Origin of the sequence: Streptomyces sp. NPDC048018 (assembly GCF_043202995.1) — a bacterium.
Lineage (GTDB): Bacteria > Actinomycetota > Actinomycetes > Streptomycetales > Streptomycetaceae > Streptomyces.
Window position 1 is genome coordinate 76,393 of sequence record NZ_JBIDBK010000013.1, and the last position, 20,158, is coordinate 96,550.

The 20,158-nt window shown below is 73.8% G+C and carries 19 protein-coding genes; 5 read left to right on the forward strand and 14 right to left on the reverse strand.

What is annotated here, in order from left to right; translation table 11 throughout:
• Positions 1-59 precede the first annotated feature (59 nt).
• Positions 60-299 carry an SAV_915 family protein gene (locus ACGF1Z_RS33115; protein WP_393009911.1) on the forward strand — a complete coding sequence of 80 codons (240 nt, stop codon included), beginning with the start codon at positions 60-62 and terminating at the stop codon, positions 297-299.
• Positions 300-301: 2 nt separating this feature from the next.
• On the opposite strand, the gene ACGF1Z_RS33120 is transcribed toward ACGF1Z_RS33115, so the two are convergent.
• The 10 genes from ACGF1Z_RS33120 to ACGF1Z_RS33165 form a co-directional block, all read right to left on the reverse strand.
• Complete coding sequence (locus tag ACGF1Z_RS33120; RefSeq protein WP_393009913.1) at positions 302-1,153, reverse strand: PhzF family phenazine biosynthesis protein; 852 nt, start codon at positions 1,151-1,153, stop codon at positions 302-304.
• Complete coding sequence (locus ACGF1Z_RS33125) at positions 1,150-2,031, reverse strand: phytanoyl-CoA dioxygenase family protein (RefSeq protein WP_393009915.1); 882 nt, start codon at positions 2,029-2,031, stop codon at positions 1,150-1,152. Before ACGF1Z_RS33125 ends, ACGF1Z_RS33120 begins: the two co-directional genes overlap by 4 nt.
• 90 nt (positions 2,032-2,121) lie before the next feature.
• Positions 2,122-3,510, reverse strand: a complete 1,389-nt coding sequence (gene aroA, locus ACGF1Z_RS33130; RefSeq protein ID WP_393009916.1) for a 3-phosphoshikimate 1-carboxyvinyltransferase — start codon at positions 3,508-3,510, stop codon at positions 2,122-2,124.
• A complete protein-coding gene (locus ACGF1Z_RS33135; protein WP_393009918.1) occupies positions 3,510-4,259 on the reverse strand; it encodes an iron-containing redox enzyme family protein in 750 nt (249 codons plus the stop codon). Before ACGF1Z_RS33135 ends, aroA begins: the two co-directional genes overlap by 1 nt.
• A gap of 59 nt (positions 4,260-4,318) precedes the next feature.
• Positions 4,319-5,503 (reverse strand): NADP-dependent malic enzyme, encoded by a 1,185-nt coding sequence (locus tag ACGF1Z_RS33140; protein ID WP_393009920.1) that lies wholly within the window; start codon positions 5,501-5,503, stop codon positions 4,319-4,321.
• Complete coding sequence (locus ACGF1Z_RS33145) at positions 5,487-6,803, reverse strand: acetyl-CoA carboxylase biotin carboxylase subunit family protein (protein ID WP_393009922.1); 1,317 nt, start codon at positions 6,801-6,803, stop codon at positions 5,487-5,489. The genes ACGF1Z_RS33140 and ACGF1Z_RS33145 overlap by 17 nt, the downstream gene beginning before the upstream one ends.
• A 32-nt stretch (positions 6,804-6,835) precedes the next feature.
• Complete coding sequence (locus ACGF1Z_RS33150; protein ID WP_393009924.1) at positions 6,836-7,933, reverse strand: DUF1611 domain-containing protein; 1,098 nt, start codon at positions 7,931-7,933, stop codon at positions 6,836-6,838.
• 78 nt (positions 7,934-8,011) lie between these two features.
• Positions 8,012-9,253: an acetyl-CoA carboxylase biotin carboxylase subunit family protein gene (locus ACGF1Z_RS33155; protein ID WP_393009926.1), complete on the reverse strand. Its 1,242-nt coding sequence runs from the start codon at positions 9,251-9,253 to the stop codon at positions 8,012-8,014.
• Between the two features lie 268 nt (positions 9,254-9,521).
• Positions 9,522-10,850: an MFS transporter gene (locus ACGF1Z_RS33160; protein WP_393009928.1), complete on the reverse strand. Its 1,329-nt coding sequence runs from the start codon at positions 10,848-10,850 to the stop codon at positions 9,522-9,524.
• A 24-nt stretch (positions 10,851-10,874) separates the two neighbouring features.
• Positions 10,875-12,263 carry an acyl-CoA dehydrogenase family protein gene (locus tag ACGF1Z_RS33165; RefSeq protein ID WP_393009930.1) on the reverse strand — a complete coding sequence of 463 codons (1,389 nt, stop codon included), beginning with the start codon at positions 12,261-12,263 and terminating at the stop codon, positions 10,875-10,877.
• 66 nt (positions 12,264-12,329) lie between these two features.
• On the opposite strand from ACGF1Z_RS33165, the gene ACGF1Z_RS33170 reads away from it, so the two are divergent.
• The gene (locus tag ACGF1Z_RS33170) at positions 12,330-13,157 is read left to right on the forward strand and encodes an alpha/beta fold hydrolase (RefSeq protein ID WP_393009993.1); all 828 of its coding nucleotides are present in this window, start codon (positions 12,330-12,332) and stop codon (positions 13,155-13,157) included.
• Positions 13,154-14,329, forward strand: a complete 1,176-nt coding sequence (locus tag ACGF1Z_RS33175; protein WP_393009932.1) for a hypothetical protein — start codon at positions 13,154-13,156, stop codon at positions 14,327-14,329. Before ACGF1Z_RS33170 ends, ACGF1Z_RS33175 begins: the two co-directional genes overlap by 4 nt.
• A 50-nt stretch (positions 14,330-14,379) precedes the next feature.
• Here ACGF1Z_RS33175 and ACGF1Z_RS33180 read toward each other — a convergent pair whose 3' ends face one another.
• The gene (locus ACGF1Z_RS33180; RefSeq protein WP_393009934.1) at positions 14,380-15,072 is read right to left on the reverse strand and encodes an esterase/lipase family protein; all 693 of its coding nucleotides are present in this window, start codon (positions 15,070-15,072) and stop codon (positions 14,380-14,382) included.
• Positions 15,073-15,253: 181 nt separating this feature from the next.
• Between ACGF1Z_RS33180 and ACGF1Z_RS33185 the strand changes: the two genes are divergently transcribed.
• Positions 15,254-16,699, forward strand: coding sequence for a glyceraldehyde-3-phosphate dehydrogenase (locus ACGF1Z_RS33185; protein WP_393009935.1), 1,446 nt, complete (start codon positions 15,254-15,256; stop codon positions 16,697-16,699).
• An 82-nt stretch (positions 16,700-16,781) separates the two neighbouring features.
• On the opposite strand, the gene ACGF1Z_RS33190 is transcribed toward ACGF1Z_RS33185, so the two are convergent.
• Positions 16,782-18,122 (reverse strand): MFS transporter, encoded by a 1,341-nt coding sequence (locus tag ACGF1Z_RS33190; protein ID WP_393009937.1) that lies wholly within the window; start codon positions 18,120-18,122, stop codon positions 16,782-16,784.
• A 106-nt stretch (positions 18,123-18,228) separates the two neighbouring features.
• Between ACGF1Z_RS33190 and ACGF1Z_RS33195 the strand changes: the two genes are divergently transcribed.
• Positions 18,229-18,684, forward strand: a complete 456-nt coding sequence (locus tag ACGF1Z_RS33195) for a tellurite resistance TerB family protein (RefSeq protein ID WP_393009939.1) — start codon at positions 18,229-18,231, stop codon at positions 18,682-18,684.
• 78 nt (positions 18,685-18,762) lie between these two features.
• Here ACGF1Z_RS33195 and ACGF1Z_RS33200 read toward each other — a convergent pair whose 3' ends face one another.
• Positions 18,763-19,704, reverse strand: coding sequence for a M56 family metallopeptidase (locus ACGF1Z_RS33200; RefSeq protein WP_393009941.1), 942 nt, complete (start codon positions 19,702-19,704; stop codon positions 18,763-18,765).
• A 5-nt stretch (positions 19,705-19,709) separates the two neighbouring features.
• On the reverse strand, positions 19,710-20,120 hold the full coding sequence (locus ACGF1Z_RS33205) for a BlaI/MecI/CopY family transcriptional regulator (protein ID WP_393009995.1): 411 nt from the start codon (positions 20,118-20,120) through the stop codon (positions 19,710-19,712).
• Between the last annotated feature and the right edge of the window lie 38 nt (positions 20,121-20,158).

Genomic DNA, 20,158 nt, shown 5'->3' on the forward strand with positions numbered 1-20,158 from the left:
TTCGGAGACGGCCCCGGCGCGACCGTCCCGGGGCGCCCGTTCCCGGGGAGGAACCACCCATGACGCACACCGGCCCGTACGGAGACGGTCCCGAGCCCTGTGAACAGGTGCCGGCCGGACGCCTCTGCGTGCCCGTCCGGCCGGTAGCCGACGGCTGCGCGACCCGCCTCTTCCGCACCCCGCTCGGGGCGCGCACGGCCGTCGCGTTCAGCACGCCCGAGCGGCTGAGGGCCGACCTCGGCGCCGACCAGGCCTGGACGGCCTTCGCCGGCCTGCGGGCGCGGGACGTCGGGAGCTGAGCTCAGTCCGTCAGGACCTCGGCCGCGCCGCCCAGTTCGACGGTGCGGCCGGGGCCCGTGGTGGCCGTGACGGTGGCCGGGCTGCCGAGGGAGTCGCCCATGTCGACGGAGATGCCGCTGATGCCGAGGCCGGCCAGATGGGCGGCGAGGCAGGCGGTGCTGTTGGCGTTGGCGATGTCCTCGGGAACGCCGATCGACGGGGCGAACATCCGGGCCGCGAGGACGCCTTCGGGCGTGGGCGCGGAGTGGACGTACGCGCCGAGCAGGCCGAACCGGTCGCAGGCCGCGCGCAGTGCGTCGAGGTCGGGAGTCAGGGCGGCGAGCGCGGCGCGGGTGGCGACGGGCACGAGGACGCGCTCCCGGCCCACCCCGGCGATCCGCACGCCGGGCCCGGTCGCGTCCGGGTCCAGGCCTAGTGCGGGCAGCACCAGGGCCCGCTCCTCGGCGGTGGGTTCGCGCAGGTCCACCCGGCCGGGGTCGAAGGCCGCGGTGAGCCGGTCCCCGACGCGCTCGGCCCGGCCCGCGAAGACCCGCCGGCCGGTGCGCAGGGTGGCCCGGTAGGGCCGGTCGCCGCCCTCGCGTGCCGCGAGCAGCGCGAGGGCGGCGACGGTGCCGTGCCCGCAGGCGGGCAGTTCGCCCTCCGCGGTGAAGAAGCGCAGGTCGGTCACGTCGCGGTCGCGGCGGACGTACACGGCGTGCGAGGTACCCCACACGGCCGGGATCCGGCGGCGCTCCGCGTCGTCGAGCCGCGCGCCGGGCGGGTCGTCCTCCACCACCACCGCCGTGGGGCTGCCGCCCGCGCCGCCTCGCAGGCAGGCGCGGACGACGGTCACGTGCGGGGTGGCTGCGGTCACTTCGCGTCCTCCAGGGTGGCGTACCCGGTGCGGGCCGACTGTCCGCCGGTGTGGGCACCTTCCTGGAGCTGGAAGAGGGAGCCGAAGGGGCGCTCCGCGAGCGGGAGGCGCCAGGTACCGGCTTCCACGCGTGCCGTGTCGGACACGCTACCGCGCAGCAGCCGGACACCGGCCTCGTTGTGACCGGCGTGCGCGCCGAAGTGGATCGGGTAGGCGTCGGCGGCCCGGTAGGCGGGCAGGAAGGCCCGGCGGTAGCGCTCGGAGCGGTTCGGCGAGGAGTAGTGCAGGAGCAGGCAGTGGATGAAGACGACGCTGCCGGCGGGTGCCTCGATCGGTACGGCGAGCGCCGGGTCGGGCGCGCCGGGGCCGCCCACCTTGCCGCGGAAGTAGCCGTCGACGTAGTGGTCGGCGAGGCCGCGCAGGTGGGAGCCGGGGACGGCCTGGAGGCAGGAGTTCTCGACGGTGGTGTCGTCGAGGTAGACGAGGGCCGTCACGAGGTCGGTGTTGGTGTGGGGGTAGTAGGCGAAGTCCTGGTGCCAGTCGACCTCGCTGCCGACCTGCGGGGCCTTGAGGTGGAGCTTGCTGTAGTGGAAGAGGATGTCGGGGCCGATGAGCGCCTCGACGTGGTCGAGCAGCCTCGGGTGGGCGGCGGCCCGTTCGAAGGCGGCGTGCTGCTTGGTGGGCGACCAGATCCGGCGGGCCATGCCCTCGTCGCCCGGTTCGACCTCGGCGACGGCTCCGATGTCGGGGACGCTCAGGATCTCCGTGATGGCGTGGTTGAGCTCGGCGACCTCGCTCGGGTCGAAGAGGCGCTCGGCGACCGCGAAGCCGTTCTCGCGGTACTCCTTCACGAGCGCGGCCGTGTCGGGTGCGGACATCCGCGGGGTTCCTCTCTGGGGGGGAGCGCAGGGGGACGGTGGTGGTGGGGCCGCCGGGCGTGGGACGGTGCCCGGCGGCCCCGCCGCGGCTCAGGCGCCGCCGACCGGCACCGCGGCCGGGGAACGGCGCGGGCCGGACGGGGTAGGGTCGGCGCCCGGCCCGTCCACGGTGGAGGTGACGACGCCCGCCTTGGCGAACTCCTCGAAGAACGCCGGGAAGGAGAGCCGGACCTCCTCGGAACCGGAGTAGAGGTTCGCGGACCGCATGCGCAGGCCCGCCACGAACAGCGACATGAAGATCCGGTGGTCGCCCCAGTGCGAGAACGTGACGCCACCGGGGTACGTGGACCGGCCGCGTACCTCGAAGCCGTCGCAGACCCCGCGGTCGTAGCGGGCCCGGATGTCGACGCCGGCCTTGGACAGCTCACCGGTCATGGCCTCGATGCGGGAGGCCTTGTGGAAGTGCGTCACCCGCGCGCCGGTGACCCTGAGGGTGCCGTCGACGTAGGCGCCGAGGGCGGCGAGGGTGGGCACGATGTTGGGGCAGTCGGTGGCGTCGATGTCGAAGTCGCCGCGCAGGGCGCCCGCCGGGGTGTCGACGGTGAGGGTGCCGGCGGTCCGGTCGAGCGCGGTGCGCACGCCGAGCCGCTCCAGGATGGGCACGATCGCCGACTCGCCCTGGGTGCTGGTGCCGTGGACGCCGGTGAACACCGTGCGGCCCGGGTAGAGCGCGGCGGCGGCCAGCGGGTAGGAGGCGGAGGTGTAGTCCTCGTGCACGGCGACGTCCCGGGCCCGGTAGAGGGAGGGCTCGACGCGGTAGTGCCGGTGGTCCTCGGAGACGGTGACGCCGACGCCCGCCTCGCGCAGGGTGTGCAGGGTCTGCTCGATGTACGACTTCGAGTGGACCCGGCCGGCCACCTCGATCTCCACGGGCCGTTCGGCGAACGGGGCGGCGAACAGGATCGCGGTGACGAACTGGGAACTGACGTCTCCGGGCAGCCGGCAGACGCCTCCGGCGAGCCGGCCTCCCCAGTTGACGACGGGCGCGTTGCCCTCGCGTACGAGGGACTCGATGTCGGCGCCCAGGTCGCGCAGGGCGTCCAGGAGCGGGGACATGACCCGCCCGCACAGGATCTCGTCGCCGGTGACGACGACGGGTGACGGCAGGACGGAGGTGAGGGCGGTCATCGTGCGGAAGACGAGCCCGGAGCCGTCGGAACGGATCACGGTGCGCCCGTCGTCCTTGAACCGCCCGCCGATTCCGGTGATGTCGAGGAAACCGTCGTGCTCGACGATCTCGGCGCCCAGCGCGCGACAGGCGCGCTTCATGGTCTCGGTCTCCTCGCAGCGCAGGTCGTTGGTGACCCGGGAGCGGCCCTCGGCGAGGGAGCTCGCCAGGATCGCCCGCTGCGTCTCCGGCTTCGAGGCGGGGACGTGGAAGGTCCCCGTGAAGCCCGTGATCGGTTCGGCCCTCAGCATCACGCGGCGGTCGCCTCGTGCCGGGCGACGGTGTCCTCGTAGATCTCGCGGAAGAACATGGCGAGGATCTCCTGGACGTCGTCGATGTACCTGAAGACCTGCTGGAAGTCCTCCTCGCTGAAGATCAGCTGGTGGAGGATGTTCCACATCTCCTGGGAGTGGTCGTCGGTGGTGTCGACGTGGAGGTGGGCGGCCTGGCCCTTGACGTTCTCCTTGCCGAGCCGCTCCTGGAGGTTCTTCACGATGGCCGGCTGGAGCTTGGCCTGGGTGTACTCGACCAGGTAGTTGGAGACCACCGGGGCGAGCGCCGACTCGTGCTCCAGGGCGTAGTAGAAGAAGCCCTCGAAGAGGCGGGTGGACAGGTACGGCTCGGTGGCGAGGATCTCCTCCTCGGTGATGCCGGCGGCCGCGGCGTCGCTGACATACAGCTTGTCGTGCAGCATCTCGTCGGCCTGGTAGTGGGCGTAGTCGTGGGCCGCCTTCGGCGAGATCTGGGCGATCTTGTAGATGGCCTTGGACTGGCTGACCCGGGAGAGCCGGATCCGCCACACGTGCTCGATGAGGGTGCGGCGGTAGTACGCCTGGTGGAGCTCCGGGGCGGTCAGGTGGGAGGCGAAGGGCACGGTGGCCTTCCACTCCTCCATCTTCTTGTCCATGTAGCGGTCGAGCTCGGCCTTCTTCAGCCGGCTCTGTTCCTCGTTGTAGAACGGCTTCGGGTGGGTGATCCCGGTGTTGTGCACGCGGTTCATCGCGTTCTCCTTCGCGGGAGGGTGCTGGGGAGGGACGTTCGGCACGGGTCTCGGAGGGTTCAGGGGGCGGTGGGCGCGGCGGCGGCCTCGGCCACCGCCTTCGCCACGTGCGGGGCGACGCCGTCGAAGATGTCGGGCACGACCCGGCCGCGGGAGAGGGCGGCCTCGTCGACGAGGCCGGCGATGGCGCGGGCCGCGGCGATCTTCATCTCCTCGGTGATGGCGGGCACGCCGGCGTCGAAGGCGCCCCGGAAGATGCCGGGGTAGCAGAGTCCGCAGTCGATCTGGTTGGGGAGGTCGCTGCGGCCCGTCGCCAGGATCGCGACGAGGCCGGCGACCTCGTCGGGCAGGAACTCGGGGTGCGGGTTGGACAGGGCGAAGACGACCGGCCGGTCCGCCATGGTCCGCAGGTCCTCGGGGGCGAGGACGCCGCGGCCGGCGTAGCCGACGAGGACGTCCGCGCCGGCCAGGACGGAGCGCAGCGGGCCGGTCTCCCGGTCGGGGTTGGTGTGGTCGGCGAACCAGCGCTTGGCGCCGGTGACGTCGGTACGGCCCGGGTGCAGGGCGCCCTGCCGGTCGCAGGCGACGATCCGGCGGACGCCGATGCTCATGAGGAGCCGCGCCGTGGAGGTACCGGCGGCCCCGGTGCCCGCGACCACGACCTTGAGGTCGGAAAGGTCCTTGCCGACCGCCCTGGCCGCGTTGATCAGGGCGGCCGTGGCGGCCACCGCGGTGGCGTGCTGGTCGTCGTGGAGGACGGGGATGGACAGGCGCTCGCGCAGCCGGTCCTCGATCTCGAAGCAGCGGGGGGCGGAGATGTCCTCCAGCATGATGCCGCCGAAAGTGGGCTCCAGGTGGGCGACCGTGTCGACGATCGCGTCGACGTCCTGGGTGCCCAGGCACAGGGGGAAGGCGTCGATGCCCGCGAACTCCTTGAAGAGCAGGGCCTTGCCCTCCATCACGGGCAGGGCCGCCAGCGGTCCGAGGTCGCCGAGGCCGGACACGGCGGAGCCGTCGGTGACGATGGCGACGGTGTGACCGCGCAGGGACCACCGGTCCGCGGCGGAGGGGTCCCGGGCGATGCGCTCGGCGACCCGGGTGAAGCCGGGGGTGTAGACCCGGGCGAGGTCCTCGCGGTTGCGGAGCGGGACGGTGGCGCGGACCTCCAGCTTGCCGCCGGCGTGCAGGTCGAGGATCACGTCGTCGGGCCCCAGGGGGCCGGCGGGCTCAGCGGTAGCGGACATGGAAGTGCTCCGTCGCGTGTCGGTCGAGGAAGGCGGTCTCGGCGTCGAGGGCGTCGGCCGCCACGTCCCACAGGGCGTCCATCAGGCAGATCGCCCGGTCGGACGCGTCGAGCCGGGCGCCCTCCGCGACGTGCAGGCGGAGGATCCGGGGCGGGCGGGTGGGCGGGGCGAAACGGATCGTGTCGACGGTCCGCCCCTTCTCGCCGTACCTGCTGAGGAACACGGTCGCCCGGGTGGGGGCTCCGGTGCGCAGCGCCTCCAGCTGGGAGAGGCGGGTGAGCCGCTCGTGGAAGGCGTCACGGTCGCCGTCGGCGGTGAGCAGGGACTCGGTCCACAGGTCGAGCAGGGAGTGTCCGGTGACGGTGCGCACGCTGGCGTCGATGAGGCTGCCGCCCATCCGCGGGTTGATCTCGATGATCTCCCAGCGGCCGCGGTCGGCCCAGTACTTGACCTCGATGTGGAAGGCTCCCGCGGTGAGGCCGTGCCCGCCGAGGGCGGCGAGGCAGTCGGTGACGAAGTCGGCTCCCTCCAGGACGAGTTCGGGGCCGATGCTCGCGGGCGGACTGACCGACATCCCCTCCAGGGTGGTCCGCTCCAGGCGTTCCACGCGGGCCTTCTCGTGGACGCACAGGTGGTGCGGGCGCCCGTCGAGGACGAGGGTCTCGAAGCTGAACTCCGGCCCCTCGACGTACTCCTCGACGAGGAAGTCGTACCGGTCCATGAAGATCGCCTTCATGCGCCGGTCCGCGCGCATCTGCTCCTGCATCGCGGGGAGGTCCGCGAGCGCGGTGACGTCGTCCAGGAGGAAGGCCGCGAAGGACGAGGCGCCGCGCACCGGTTTGACGAACCACCGGGCGGCTGGGTCGAGTTCGGGTACGACGCCGGGCGCGAGGCGGCGGACCCGGACCTCGCTGAGGCCCTGCGCGAAGAGGAGGCGGCGCAGCTCGTACTTGTCGAGGCACAGGCGCAGCGCGGGCTCGGCGGAGTCGTGCGCGCCCAGTTGTTCGTTGAGCTCGGCCATCAGGAGCCGGTATCCCTCGAAGGTCGCGAGGGCGGCCTCGACGCGGTATCCGCGGTCGGCGAGTTCGCGTACGGCCTTCTCGACGTCGCCGAAGCGGAGTTCGGGCTCCTCGGTCACCAGGCAGGCGGCGAGGTGGCGGCGGCTGTCGTCCAGCGCCGCGGGGTCTTCGGGGCGGGAGCTGAGCGCGACCAGGGTGCGGCCGAGCCCGGCGGCCGCCGCCGCGGCCTCCTCGGTGAACGACCTGCCCTGGTGCATGAGCAGCAGGACTGCCGGCTTCATCGGTGCACCTCCTCGACGGTACGGGTCCGCACTCAGCGCCGCCGCCGCGGCTGCCGGTCCGCGGTCTCGCGCTGGTGGGCGCGCAGGATGTCGACGAGCCGGGCGGCGCCGCCCTCGCGGACCGGGTCGACGACGGGCAGGCCGGTCTCGGCCTCCAGCTTCTCGGCCTCCCGGCGGTAGTCCTCGTCGGTGAAGCCGGCGCTGTTGACGCTGACGACGGCGACCTTGGCGGGCCGTTCGAAGACGGTGAGCTCCTCGTTCATGCGGATGAGCTCGGGGAGGGGGATGATCGGCGTCTCCCAGACCTTGACGCGCTCGGCGCCGAGCCGGTGGCAGAAGACGAGGGCGTGCGGCAGGGCGCCGTGCAGGATGGCGAGCGCGACCCCGCTGGCGCCGATGTGGTTGAGGGAGCCCTGGCCCTCGACGACGACCCATTCGTTGCCGACGGCGGCCTCCAGGACGACCTGCTCGACGGCGCCGCCCATGAAGTCGCCGGGCACGCCGTCGACCGCGACGCCGTGGCCGGAGATCATCATGCCGCTCTGGCCGGTGGCGGCGAATCCGGTGGAGATGCCGCGCGCGTTGGCCTCGTTCCAGATCTGCAGGGCGGCGGTCTTCTTGCCGATGTTGGAGTCGCTGCCGCAGGTGTGCACGATCCAGGTGTCGTCGAGGTCGAGGACCCGGGCCTTGTTGAGCGGCACCGTGGGCGCGTCCTTGGTCTCCCAGACCGTGACGCCGCGCTCGCCGACCGCCCGCGCGATGTCCGGGTCGTCCGTGAGGCGGAAGTGGATGGAGTTGATCAGGTGCAGGCCGTGCCGGACGGCCGCGAGGAGATGCGGCTTCCAGCCGGAGGGCAGCTCGGCGGAGTGCAGCCCCTTGCCGATGACCATGACCTCGGGGCGCAGGTGGAGGGCGTCCTCGACGCGGGCGACGATCGGGATGGACCCGCCGTAGCCGAGGACGTCCTGCACGGTCTGGCCGGCCTTGCGGCCGTCGATGACGGCCACGCAGCGGTCCCCGCGGTAGCGGATCAGGGACGCCGCGATCTTGCTGGTGAACAGTCCGAAGCAGCCTTCGGCGAACACCACGAAGTTCTTGTCGACCAGCTCCGCATGATTCAACTGACCCACGCCTTCCTCCACAGACTCGACGGTGCGGTTGCGGGACGCGCTGTTCGTTCGGTACGGACGGGGCACGGACAGGGGGCTCTACGAGGCGGGCTCGGCCGTCAGGCGGTAGCGGGCGCGCACCTGGCGGACGGCCTCCTCGATCTCGGCCTGGGTGCCGCCCCGGAAGAGGAAGCGGCCGGCCTGGAGGATGGCGTACGAGCCGGGCCGCGACACGAGCAGCTCGCCCGGTTCCGGCACCAGTTCGCGGTAGAGGAAGGGGACTTCCCCGAGGAGCGGGGTGGCGGACAGCACCTTCTGGGGCAGCGGCCGGGGGCCCGGGACGGTCAGCCAGCCGCCGCTCAGCGCCGGGTCGGTGACCGGCGGGTCCACGGGACGGCCGAGGAGGACGTCGACCCACAGCCGGAAGAGGTTGACCCCGTGGACGTCGTGGATGACGTAGGGGACGTCGGCGCCCGGCACCCGGGCGCCGACCTCCAGGAACACCAGCTCCGTTCCGGTGTCGAAGAGTTCGAGGTGGAAGGCGGAGGAGCGCAGGCCCAGCGCGCCGAGGCAGCGCAGTGCGAAGTCCTCGCAGCGGGCGCGGACCGCGGGATCGGTCTGGAAGACCGATCCGAGCGGCTCGCCCAGGAGTTCGAAGTCGAGGCAGGTGGAGACGTAGCGCGAGGTGCACAGGAAGAGCGGCTTGCCGGAGGCGTCCACGACACCGTCGACGTGCAGGATGTCCCCCCGCACGAACTCCTCGATCTCGTAGCCCCGCAGGTCGTTCTCCTCGCACAGGGCCGCGAGCTCCCCGGCCGAGGCGATCTCACGGACGCCCTGGCTGGACGCCCCGCGCACCGGCTTGACGATCACCGGATAGCCGAACTGCTGTGCCGTTGACAGGACTTGGGGGGCCGATTCGCAGGAGGCCCAGCGCGGGACCCGGACCCCGGACCGGGCGAGGGTCTCCTTCATGACGGTCTTGTCGCGGAAGCGGGCGGTCTCCTCGGGGCCTGCGCCGGGGATCCCGTACCGCTCGCGCAGGGTGGCGGCCAGGTCGAGCAGCAGCTCGGAGAAGCCGATGACGTGCGCGAACGGCCCCTCCTCGCGGACGACCTCGTCGAGGACCCGCAGCACGCCGTCCAGGTCGTCGAAGTCGGGCACGACGTGGACGCGTTCGGCGTCGGCGGGCACTCCGCTGCGGCCGCCCGCGTCGCAGACGTACGTGACGCGGTCGGTCTCCGGGCGGAAGAGCCCCTCGGGAGCGGCCAGCCGGTTCTCCCAGCGCCGTGTGTCGTCGGGCCGGGGCCAGCGGTTCAGGAACAGGATTGAGCCCGACATGGGGATGCCACCCTCACCGTTCACGGGATGCCAAGGACGTGCGGCACGCGGCCTGCCGGCCTCCGGGCTTGCGCCCTGCGACCTGCCCGGCCTGCCGCGATGCGACATGCGCGGTGCGATGCGGCGTCCGGGGTGCCGGCCGCCCGGCCGTTCCGCCGTGTCGCTCTCGCGCTGCCCCAGCCTTGCACGCGACCGGCGCGGCAAGAATAGGACCTAAGTCCCAGCAGACCCCCCGCGTCGCGGGCTTGCGCACGGCGGGGCGGGACGCCTAGGGAGCGTCGGGGCCTGCGGCGGGCGGGCGGGTCCGGTCGGACCAGTTCACGACGTACGGCATGAGCAGCCCGACCAGCAGGAACAGGGCGCCCATGGCGAGCCAGCCGGGCTCGCCCCAGCCGAGGCAGACCATGCCGAGCAGCGGCGGGCCGATCGCGTTCGACAGCCCCTGACCGATGCCGTAGAGGCCCGAGTACTGCCCCTGGGCGTGTGCCGGCGCGAGGCCGAAGGACAGCTCGAACGAGGCGGCGGTGTGCCAGAGTTCGCCGACGGTGTGGACCACCACCCCGAGCGCCACGACCACCACGGCGACCCAGCCGGGTGCGCCGCCCGCCGCCGCGATCAGGGCGGTGGCCAGGAGGAACGCCACCCCCGCGCGGCGCACCACCCGGCCGGCCGCCACATTGCCGTCGATGCCCCGGCTGGCCCGCACCTGGAGGCAGACCACGAGGGCGGTGTTGACGGCCACGCTCACGCCGACGAACCACCGGGGCGCCGCGGTGTGACCGATGATCCACAGCGGCAGCGCGAAGATGAGCACCTGGGTCTGGATGGACATGATCCCGTCCAGCGCGGTGAGCACCACGTACGGCCGGTCCTTGAGCGCGAGCCAGCGGCCGGTCTCCGCCGGGGCGCCGACCGGCGGCACGGACGGCATGCGGGAGGCGAGCGCCGCACAGACGAGGAAGGCGACGGCGTTGCCCAGGATGAGGCTCACGTACGCGGTGCGGGTGTCGAGCTGGACGACGACACCGGCCGCGAGTGCGCCGCAGCCGGCCGCGATGTTGTTGAGGGCGCGCAGGTAGGAGCGGTAGCGGGTGGGGTGGGGGGCGCCGACGGCGCGGGTCAGCGGGCCGCGGGCGGCCGTGCCGGCCGAGTTGGCGAGTTCGGCCAGGCACATGCACACCACGAGCCACGGGAAGGAGTGCACGAAGACGAGGGTCGCCACGGCGAGCGCCTGCACGACGACCGCGATCCGGTAGACCTCGCGTGGTCCGCGCCGGTCGGCCACGTGCCCGACGGGGATGCCGGCGACGAGGCCGATCAGGGCGGCGGCACCGAGCGCGAAGCCGACCTGGGCCACCGGGATGCCCACGGAGCGGGTGAAGAAGAGCGCCGCGCCGGCCATGAACAGGCCCTTGCCGATCATGTTGACGAAGGTCGCCGCGGCGAAGACGCGCTTGGGGCCGGTCTCGGGTATCAGCCCCCGGCGCACCAGCCAGGCGGCTAACCCACCGCCGCCGCCCTCCTCGGCGGCCGTCCCGGGCGCGATGTCGGCCGCGGGGGCCCGTTCCTCGCGCCGGCTCTGTTCACTGGTGTCCATGGGATGCCCCTCCAGGTGCGCGGTTCAGGTGTCGAGGCCTCCCCGCCGGACGAGCTGCGCGGCGATCACGTTCCGCTGGATCTCGTTGGTCCCCTCGCCCACGATCATCAGCGGTGCGTCGCGGAAGTAGCGCTCGACGTCGAACTCGGTCGAGTAGCCGTAGCCGCCGTGGATGCGTACGGCGTCGAGGGCGATCCGCATGGCGGTCTCGGAGGCGAACAGCTTCGCCATGCCGGCCTCCATGTCGACCCGGCGGCCGGCGTCGGCCTCGCGGGCAGCGTACAGCGTCAGCTGACGCGCGGCGGTCAGCGAAGTCGCCATGTCGGCGAGGTAGTTGCCGATCGACTGGTGCTGCCAGATCGGCTTGCCGAAGGACTCCCTGGTCCGCGCGTACGCGAGGGCGTCCTCCAGGGCGGCCCGGCCGACGCCGAGCGCACGGGCGGCGACCTGGAGCCGGCCGGTCTCCAGCCCCTTCATCATCTGGCCGAAGCCCCGGCCCTCGACGCCGCCGAGCAGCGCGTCGGCGGGGGCGCGGTAGCCGTCGAAGGAGAGCTCGCAGCTCTCGACGCCCTTGTAGCCGAGTTTCGGCAGGTCACGGGAGACGGTGAGGCCCGGGCCGTGCTCGACGAGGAGGATCGACATGCCGTGGTGGGCCGGCCGGGCGTCGGGGTCGGTCTTGCAGAGGAGGGCGATGAGGCCGGAGCGGCGGGCGTTGGTGATCCACATCTTGGCGCCGTCGATCACGTAGCCGCCGGATCCGTCAGGTCCACCGGGCGCCACGGGTCCGCCGGCCCCGGCGCCGGACGCCGCCCCGGTGGCCCCGGTGGCCGCGCCGGGCCCGGTCGCCTCGCCGGGCCCGTGGGATGCGTCAGGTGCGGGGAGTCCGTCGGGGGTTCGGGAACCGCCGGGCGTACGGGAGCCGTCGGGCGTTCGGGCGTCGGGCGTACGGGAGCCGTCAGGTCCGCCGGCCCCGGCGCGCCGCCTTCGGGCGACGGTGCGCATGGCCTGGAGGTCGGAGCCGCCGCCCGGTTCCGTGAGGGCCATCGTCGCCCGCAGCTCTCCGGTGGCCATCCGGGGCAGATACCGGCGCCTCTGCTCCTCCGTGCCGAAGTGCAGCAGCAGTTTGGCGACCACGGTGTGACCGCCCATGGCGCCGGCCAGGCTCATCCAGCCGCGGGCGAGCTCCTCGGTGACGAGGACGTAGCAGGAGGTGGAGACGGGCGTCCCGCCGTACTCCTCCGGGACGGCGAGCCCGAAGACGCCCAGCCGCTTCATCCGCTCGATCAGCGCCTCGGGGTAGGTGTCGGCGTGTTCGAGCGCGCGGACGACCGGCCTCACCTCCCTGTCCACGAAGTCGTGGACCGTGCCGACGACCAGCCGCTCCTCGCCGGACAGGATGTCGAGAACGCTCATGCCGGGTTCCTCCGCCCACTAGCGTCAGGGGCACTCATGACACCACGCGTCCGTGACGAGGAGTCCATGACCGAGCCCGCTCCCCTCCCCGTGGCCTTCGCCCGCGCCCAGGACGGCACCGCCCTGGCATACCAGCACCGCGGCGAGGGCCCGCCGCTGGTGCTGCTCGCCGGGCAGGCCAACGACCACCACTGGTGGGACGCCGTGCGCGAGGACTTCCACGCCACGCACTCCACCCTGACGCTGGACGCGCGCGGCACCGGCGACAGCGACAAGCCCCGGGGTCCCTACTCCACCCGGCAGTTCGCGGACGACGTGGTCGCCGTCCTGGACGCGCTCGGGATCGAGAGGGCGGACGTCTACGGCACCTCGATGGGCGGCCGGGTCGCCCAGTGGATCGCGATCGCCCATCCGCGGCGGGTCCGCCGGCTGGTCCTCGGCTGCACGTCCCCCGGCGGCCCGCGGGCCGTGGAACGCGACGCGGCCGTACGCCGCGCCCTCGCCCGGCCGGACGCCGACGCCGTCCGTCTGGCCCTGGCCGACCTGATGTACTCCCCCGGCTGGCGGGCCGCGCACCCCGGCCCGTACCGCACGCTCGGCGACCCCCGGATGCCGGCGCACGCGCGGCACGCGCATCTCCTGGCGAGCAACGGGCACGACGCCTGGGACGCGCTGCCGGGGATCGCCGCGCCCACCCTGCTGCTGCACGGCGACCAGGACCGGCTCACCCCGCCGGACAACCTGCCGCTGCTCGCCTCACGGATCCCCGGCGCCCGCACCCACCTCTTCCCGGGGGCCCGGCACGCGTACTTCGAGGAGTGCCGGGCGGAGGCTGGGAGCCTGGTGCGCGCCTTCCTGGCGTCCGCGACCGGCCCTGCCGGGGAGTCGGCGTGAGCGCCGGCCCCCCGCCGATCGGCCGATACGCAGAGGGCTGGCGTCCCGGCCCCGTCTCCGCCGTGGACCCGCTGCCCGCCGGGCCCGTGGCCGCCCTCTCGGCGGTGCTCGACCTGCCGGGGCCGGTCGCGGCGGACGGCGGAGAGCTGCCGCCCCTGTGGCACTGGCTGTACTTCCTGGACTGGCCGGCCGGGCGGGAGCTCGGGCCGGACGGGCATCCGGCGCACGGGCACTTCCTGCCGCCCGTACCCGCCCGGCAGCGCATGTGGGCGGGCGGGCGCTGCGCGATCACGGCGCCGCTGCGGCTCGGCGAACCGGCCGAGCGGGTCGCCTCCCTCGGGGAGGTCACGGCCAGGCGCGGGCGCAGCGGGGACCTGCTGTTCGTGACCGAGCGGCGCGAGTTCCGCCAGGGCGGGCGGCTGTGCCTGATGGAGGAGCAGGACATCGTCTACCGGTCGGGGCCGGCCACCCCGAGCGGGTCGCGGCAGGCCGCACCGGCGGACGCCTCCCTGACGGGCGCTTCCCCGGAGGACCTGCCCCAGGGCGGTGCCTCCCCGGCGAACGCTTCCCCGGACCGCGCTGTCCCGGAGGGCGCTGTCCCGGACCGCGCTGTCCCGGAGGGCGTCTCCTCTGCGGGCGCCTTCCGGGCCGGGGCGGGAGCATCCTCCGGGGACGTCGCTTCACGGAACGGCGCGCCCCCGGACGTCGCGCCCCCGGACGTCGCGCCCCGGGCGGTCGCACCCCCGTCGGTCGCACCCCCGGCCGGCCCGCCGGTCGCACCGCCGGAGGGCCGGGCGGGGGACGGGGGCCCGCCCGGGACCGGGGACCCGTGGCGGCTGGCGCTGTGTCCCGGGCCGACGCTCCTCTTCCGTTTCAGCGCACTGACCGCGAACGCCCACCGCATCCACTACGACGCGGACTACTGCCGGGACGAGGAAGACCGTCCGGGTCTCGTCGTGCACGGCCCGCTGCTGGCCCTGCTGATGCTGGACGTGGTGCGCCGGCACGCCCCGGAGCGGCGGGTGCGCTCCCTCGCGTACCGCCTGCGCCGCCCGGTGTACGCGGATGAGCCGCTGACGGTCGGCGGCGGCCCGGCCGGGGAGGGCGCGCTGCTGCGGGTCGCCACCGGCCGGGAGCCGCGGCACGCCACGGCGGAGGTGCGCTTCGCCTGACCGGACCGGCGCGCCGCCCCGGCTCCGGCCGGTCGAGGGCGGCGGGCCGGTCAGCCGGCCAGGGCGGCGAGCACGCCGCGGGCGACGGCCTCGTCGCCGAGGAGGGCGTTGTGGTCGAGGCAGCCCGCCGGCCGGTTGTCCGCGCCGGCGAGCGGGACGCTGCCGTCGGGGTTGATCACCTCGTCGCAGCCGGACCAGAAGGTGGTGTACGCGACCGCTCCCGGGGTCTCGTCGCCCTCGGCGAGCCGCTTCTGCACCCAGCTGCCGGGGGTCATGTCACGGCAGGCCTGGTCCCACAGGGCGCAGGCCCAGGCGACGCCCGTGCCGTGGTTGGGGCCTCCGAGGGAGATCCAGTGGGCGACGGCGGCGGTGCCGCCGCCGTACTTCAGGTACCAGCGGGTGGGCAGGCTGCCGTAGGAGTGGGCGACGATGTCGACCGTGTCGGCCCCGGTGCGCCGGCGGACGTCCTCGACGTAGGCGGCGAAGCGGCCGGCGAGCACCTCGTTCACGGACTGGTGGGTGTCGTAGCCCCAGCGGTGGATCTCGCCGTCGGTGTAGCCGGCGGCCCGGAGCCGGGCGTCGAGGCCTCCCCAGACGCCGGGGTCGGCGTTGTAGCCGTGGACGAGGATCACCGGGCGGTGGGGAGCGGCGGCGGTCCGGGCCTGGGCCGGGGCCGGGGGGCCCGCGAGGACGGCGGCGAGGACGGCGATCAGGGCGAGCAGCGGAGCGGCAGGGCGTCGCATCGGCGGGCCTCCGGGGCTGACGGGCGCAATAGTTGACGGTGCGTCAGATGGGTGCGAGGTGATGTTACCCGCCGGAAACCCGCCTTGACACCCCCGTGGCCAGAACCACACAGGACCCCCCTGCCGCACATCAGATCGGGCGGGTTAGCATATGAGCACCGTCTAGCTCGAAAGATGCACTGTGACTGTCAACGAGGACTCGTTCACAAACTGGAAGCACCGCGAGGAAATCGCGGAGTCCATGATTCCGATCATCGGGAAGCTGCACCGAGAGCAGGACGTCACCGTCCTCGTTCACAGCCGCTCCCTGGTGAACAAGTCGGTGGTCAGCATTCTCAAGACCCACCGATTCGCCCGCCAGATCGTCGGCGAGGAGCTCTCGGTCACCGAGACCCTGCCGTTCCTGCAGGCGCTGACCACGCTCGACCTGGGTCCCTCCCAGATCGACATCGGCCTCCTGGCCGAGTCGTTCCGGACCGACGAGCGCGGCCTGTCGGTGGCGGAGTTCACCGCCGACGCCGTCGCCGGCGCCACCGGCGCCAACAAGATCGAGCGCCGCGACGGCCGTGACGTCGTCCTCTACGGTTTCGGCCGCATCGGCCGCCTGGTGGCCCGCCTGCTCATCGAGAAGGCCGGCTCCGGCAACGGTCTGCGCCTGCGCGCCATCGTCGTCCGCGGTGGCGGCGAGCAGGACCTGGTGAAGCGCGCCTCCCTGCTGCGCCGCGACTCCATCCACGGCCAGTTCCAGGGCACGATCACGGTCGACGAGGCCAACAGCACGATCGTCGCCAACGGCAACGCGATCCGCGTGATCTACGCCAACGACCCCTCCGAGGTCGACTACACGGCGTACGGCATCGACAACGCCATCCTCATCGACAACACCGGCAAGTGGCGCGACCGCGAGGGCCTGTCGAAGCACCTGCGTCCGGGCATCGACAAGGTCGTCCTGACCGCCCCGGGCAAGGGCGACGTCCCGAACATCGTGCACGGTGTCAACCACGACACGATCAAGCCGGACGAGCAGATCCTGTCCTGCGCCTCCTGCACCACCAACGCGATCGTCCCGCCGCTCAAGGCCATGGACGACGAGTACGGTGTGCTGCGCGGTCACGTGGAGACCGTCCACTCGTTCACGAACGACCAGAACCTGCTGGACAACTACCACAAGGCCGACCGCCGCGGGCGTTCCGCGCCGCTCAACATGGTCATCACGGAGACGGGTGCCGCCTCCGCCGTGGCCAAGGCGCTGCCCGACCTGAAGGCGCCGATCACGGGCAGCTCGATCCGCGTCCCCGTCCCGGACGTCTCGATCGCGATCCTGAGCCTGCGCCTGGGCCGCGAGACCACCCGTGACGAGGTCCTCGAGTACCTCCGCGACGTCTCGCTGCACTCGCCGCTGAAGCGCCAGATCGACTTCACCACGGCCCCCGACGCCGTCTCGATGGACTTCGTCGGCTCGCGCCACGCGTCCATCGTCGACGCCGGCGCGACCAAGGTCGACGGCGACAACGCGATCCTGTACCTCTGGTACGACAACGAGTTCGGCTACTCCTGCCAGGTCATCCGGGTCGTCCAGCACGTCTCGGGCGTCGAGTACCCGACCTTCCCGGCTCCCGCGGCCTGATCCGCCGGAGTACGGACGCACACGCCGGACGGCGGTGGGGCACTGCCCCACCGCCGTCCGGCGTTTCGCGCGCCCGGAGCTCTCAGGAGGCCGCCGCGGGCCAGCGGTGGTGCAGGGCGTCGATGTGGAAGACGTGCGCGTGGGGACCCGCCGTCCCTGCCAGGTGCGGGTGGTCGGCGGGCAGCTCGGGGTGGGCGTGCGGCAGCGCCGCCGGGTCCGTGCGCGGCCAGAGCCGGGCGGCGGCCAGGGCGGCGAGCAGCGCGAGACCGCCCAGGAGCACCGCAGGCGGCCCCGGTCCGGTACGGGCGACCAGCCATCCGGCCGACGGGTAGGTGAGCAGCCAGCAGGCGTGCGAGAGGGAGAACCGCGCGGCGAAGGCCGCCGGGAGGTCGGCGGAGTCGGCAGAGCGGCGCAGCACCCGGCCACCGGGGGTGAGCACCGCGGAGATCGCCGCGCCGGCCAGGAACCAGGCGCCCAGCAGCCCGGCCCAGGCCACGGCTCCCCCGCCGGCGGTGACGGTGAGCGCGAGCGCGCCGAGCACCCCGGGCAGGGCGAAGGCCCCCGCCAGCATGACGGGCCGGTCGTCGCGCCGGTCGAGGAGCCGGGGCAGCAGCAGGGCGACGCCCATGGAGCCCGCGCCGTAGGCGCCGAGGGCGAGGGCGACATCTCCCGCCGGGCGGCCCAGGGTGGTGCGGACCACGCCGACGGTGCCGGTCAGGACGACCGCGCCCGCGGCGGCCACGGCCAGATCGAGGGCGAGCAGGGCGCGCAGCCGCGGAGTGGCCAGCAGCAGCCGGACGCCGGCCGTCATGCGGGCGGCCGGCCTCCGCTCGTACCCTGCGGCGGGCCCGCGCCGCCCGGGCAGGGCGGTGGACAGCACCAGCAGCGCGGAGGCGAGGAAGCCGACGCCCGTGCCGGCGAACAGCCAGGAGTAGGGGACGAGGGCGAGGAGCGCGGCGGCGAGGACGGGCGAGACGAGGCTCTCCAGGTCGTAGGCGAGCCGGGAGAGGGACAGCGCCTCGGTGTAGGCGCGTTCGCCGGGCAGCACCTCGGGGACGGTGGCCTGGAAGGCGGGGGTGAAGGTGGCGGAGGCGGCCTGGAGCAGCAGGACCAGGGCGTAGACGTGCCACACCTCGCTCACCAGCGGCAGCGCGAGGGCGGCCGCCGCGCGGATCGGGTCCGCCCCGACGAGCAGGCTCCGCCGGGGGACCCGGGCGGCGAGTGCTCCGGCGAGGGGGGCGACGGTGACGTAGGCGGCCATCTTGAGCGCGAGCGCGGTGCCCAGGACGGCGGAGGCATCGGCGCCGGCGAGGTCGTAGGCGAGCAGGGCGAGGGCCACGGTGGCGAGGCCCGTGCCGAGGAGGGCGACGACCTGGGCGGTGAACAGGCGCCTGAAGGTGCGGTTGCGCAGCACGGACAGCACGGCTCCACGGTAGCCCCGGAAGGATCTCCGCCGCCCGGGGAACTCGGCCGACACCTGCCGCGTTCTACAGAGACGTAGAAGTAACCGACCTCTGGAGTGCCGGCACATGGCCCTGTGGGACCGCCTCAAGGAGTCCGCATCGACGATGCAGACCCAGCTGACCGCGAAGAAGAACGACCTCAAGAGCGGCGCGTTCCGCGACGCGAGCATGGCGATGTGCGCGCTCGTCGCTGCCGCGGACGGCACCGTCGACCCGTCCGAGCGGCGCCGGGTGGCCCAGCTCATCGCGGGAAACGAGGTGCTGCAGAACTTCGACGCGACGGATCTGCAGCGTCGCTTCGACGCCAATCTGGACAAGCTGGCCGCCGACTTCGACTTCGGCAAGGTGAGCGTGCTCCAGGAGATCGCCAAGGCGAAGAAGAAGCCGGCCGAGGCCCGTGCGGTCGTTCAGATCGGCATCGTCATCGGCGGCGCCGACGGCGACTTCGACAAGACCGAGCAGGCCGTGGTGCGGGAGGCCTGCTTCGCGCTCGACCTGCCGCCGCACGAGTTCGACCTGTAGCGGCCGGGCGCCCGGCCGGGGCCTGCGGGGCGGCGCCGCCGCCCCGCAGGCTGACGCCGGGCCTTCCGGCAGGCGGGACTAGGCCGGCGGTGCGGCCGTGTGCAGGACCTGGTAGAGCGTGACGGCCGAGTTGGCGGAGGAGAACGCCGACACGGTCGCTCCGGCGACGGCGCCCCACACGGCCAGGCCCACCGCGGTGAACACCGGCGGCCAGGCCCGCGCCGCGGGCGCCCCGGCGAGCAGCGCGGCGACCCGGCGCGGCACGGGGCCAGGCCGGGCGAATCCGGCGAGCGGGTGCGCCGGGGGCACGGGGGCGAGGAGCGCCGCCCGGCCGATCGCGCGGGCGACGGTACGGCGGCTGCCGACGGCGGCGGCCGCCTCCTCGTCGGCCCACCGCTCGGCGGTGTAGGCGACCGCGGTGCCCAGCGGGCGCAGGAACGGATTGGCCCGGGCGGCGAGGCGCACCCCGAGCAGATACCGTTGGTGACGCCCGTCCAGATGGGCCCGCTCATGGGCGAACAGCGCGCGGCGCTCGGCCGGGCGGAGCGCCGCGAGCATGCCGGCGCTGACCACCACCCGGTCGCGCCGTCCGCGCCGCCCCGGCAGGGCGTAGGCGTAGGGGGCGGAGTCGGGCAGCACCGCCACCGGGCGGCCCGGCAGCCCGGCGAGCGCCCGCTCGGCGCGGCGGCGCACCCGCAGATGGCCGGCCAGGGCGTGCAGACAGGCAACGGCCACGGCGCCGAGCACGGGGATCGCGGCCCGCCCGGCGATCTCGTCGTAGGGCAGGGCGGCCCGCACCTCGGGGTCGGACCAGCCGTCCGGCAGGGGATTGCCGGGGAGCTGGGCGGTGCCGACGACCATGAGCAGGGCGAGGCACAGGGTGCTGCAGACGGCGAGGACCACGGCGAAGCCGGTGAGCAGCCGGGTCGCGGTGCGCGGGTGCAGCCGGTGCTCCGCGAGCCGCGCGACCGGCCAGGCGGTCAGCGGAAGCAGCAGCGGCAGGAAGACGAAGACCCCCATGGGCGCTAGTCTCCGCCCTCCTCGGCGCCGTCCCCTCTGTCTTCGGGCTCCTCGCCGAGGAGTTCACGCAGCAGTCGCTCGTCGTTCGGCGAGAGGGCCGTGACGAAGCTGGCGAGGACCGCTTGGCGGTCGCTCTCGGCGTCGAGGACCTTGCGCATCCGCAGGGCGGCGAGCCCGGCCTCGTCGGCGACGGCCGTCCACCGGAAGGAGCGGCCGGCGCGGTCGCGGGCGACGGCACCCTTGCCGTGCAGGCGGGTGAGGATGGTGATGACGGTGGTGTAGGCGAGATCGCCGCCGAGACGTTCCTGCACCCAGACGACGGGAACCGGGCCGGGGGCGTCCCTCAGCACCGCGAGCACCTGGGCCTCCAGCTCTCCCTGGCCGCGCCTGCGCCCCGCCCTGCCGCTCTCCGCCACGCCCTCGTCCTTCCCGCCCGCCGGTCCGCGCCGCGGTC

Bases quoted from the DNA above. Each gene is read 5' to 3' on its own strand.
- ACGF1Z_RS33165 (WP_393009930.1), bottom strand. From the start codon at position 12,263: ATGAGCGTTCTCGACATCCTGTCCGGCGAGGAGCGGCTGGTCGTCGGC.
- ACGF1Z_RS33135 (WP_393009918.1), bottom strand. From the start codon at position 4,259: ATGAACCGCGTGCACAACACCGGGATCACCCACCCGAAGCCGTTCTAC.
- ACGF1Z_RS33195 (WP_393009939.1), top strand. From the start codon at position 18,229: ATGGCCCTGTGGGACCGCCTCAAGGAGTCCGCATCGACGATGCAGACC.
- ACGF1Z_RS33180 (WP_393009934.1), bottom strand. From the start codon at position 15,072: ATGCGACGCCCTGCCGCTCCGCTGCTCGCCCTGATCGCCGTCCTCGCC.
- ACGF1Z_RS33170 (WP_393009993.1), top strand. From the start codon at position 12,330: ATGACCGAGCCCGCTCCCCTCCCCGTGGCCTTCGCCCGCGCCCAGGAC.
- ACGF1Z_RS33140 (WP_393009920.1), bottom strand. From the start codon at position 5,503: ATGTCCGCTACCGCTGAGCCCGCCGGCCCCCTGGGGCCCGACGACGTG.
- ACGF1Z_RS33200 (WP_393009941.1), bottom strand. From the start codon at position 19,704: ATGGGGGTCTTCGTCTTCCTGCCGCTGCTGCTTCCGCTGACCGCCTGG.
- aroA (WP_393009916.1), bottom strand. From the start codon at position 3,510: ATGCTGAGGGCCGAACCGATCACGGGCTTCACGGGGACCTTCCACGTC.
- ACGF1Z_RS33115 (WP_393009911.1), top strand. From the start codon at position 60: ATGACGCACACCGGCCCGTACGGAGACGGTCCCGAGCCCTGTGAACAG.
- ACGF1Z_RS33155 (WP_393009926.1), bottom strand. From the start codon at position 9,253: ATGTCGGGCTCAATCCTGTTCCTGAACCGCTGGCCCCGGCCCGACGAC.
- ACGF1Z_RS33145 (WP_393009922.1), bottom strand. From the start codon at position 6,803: ATGAAGCCGGCAGTCCTGCTGCTCATGCACCAGGGCAGGTCGTTCACC.
- ACGF1Z_RS33160 (WP_393009928.1), bottom strand. From the start codon at position 10,850: ATGGACACCAGTGAACAGAGCCGGCGCGAGGAACGGGCCCCCGCGGCC.
- ACGF1Z_RS33125 (WP_393009915.1), bottom strand. From the start codon at position 2,031: ATGTCCGCACCCGACACGGCCGCGCTCGTGAAGGAGTACCGCGAGAAC.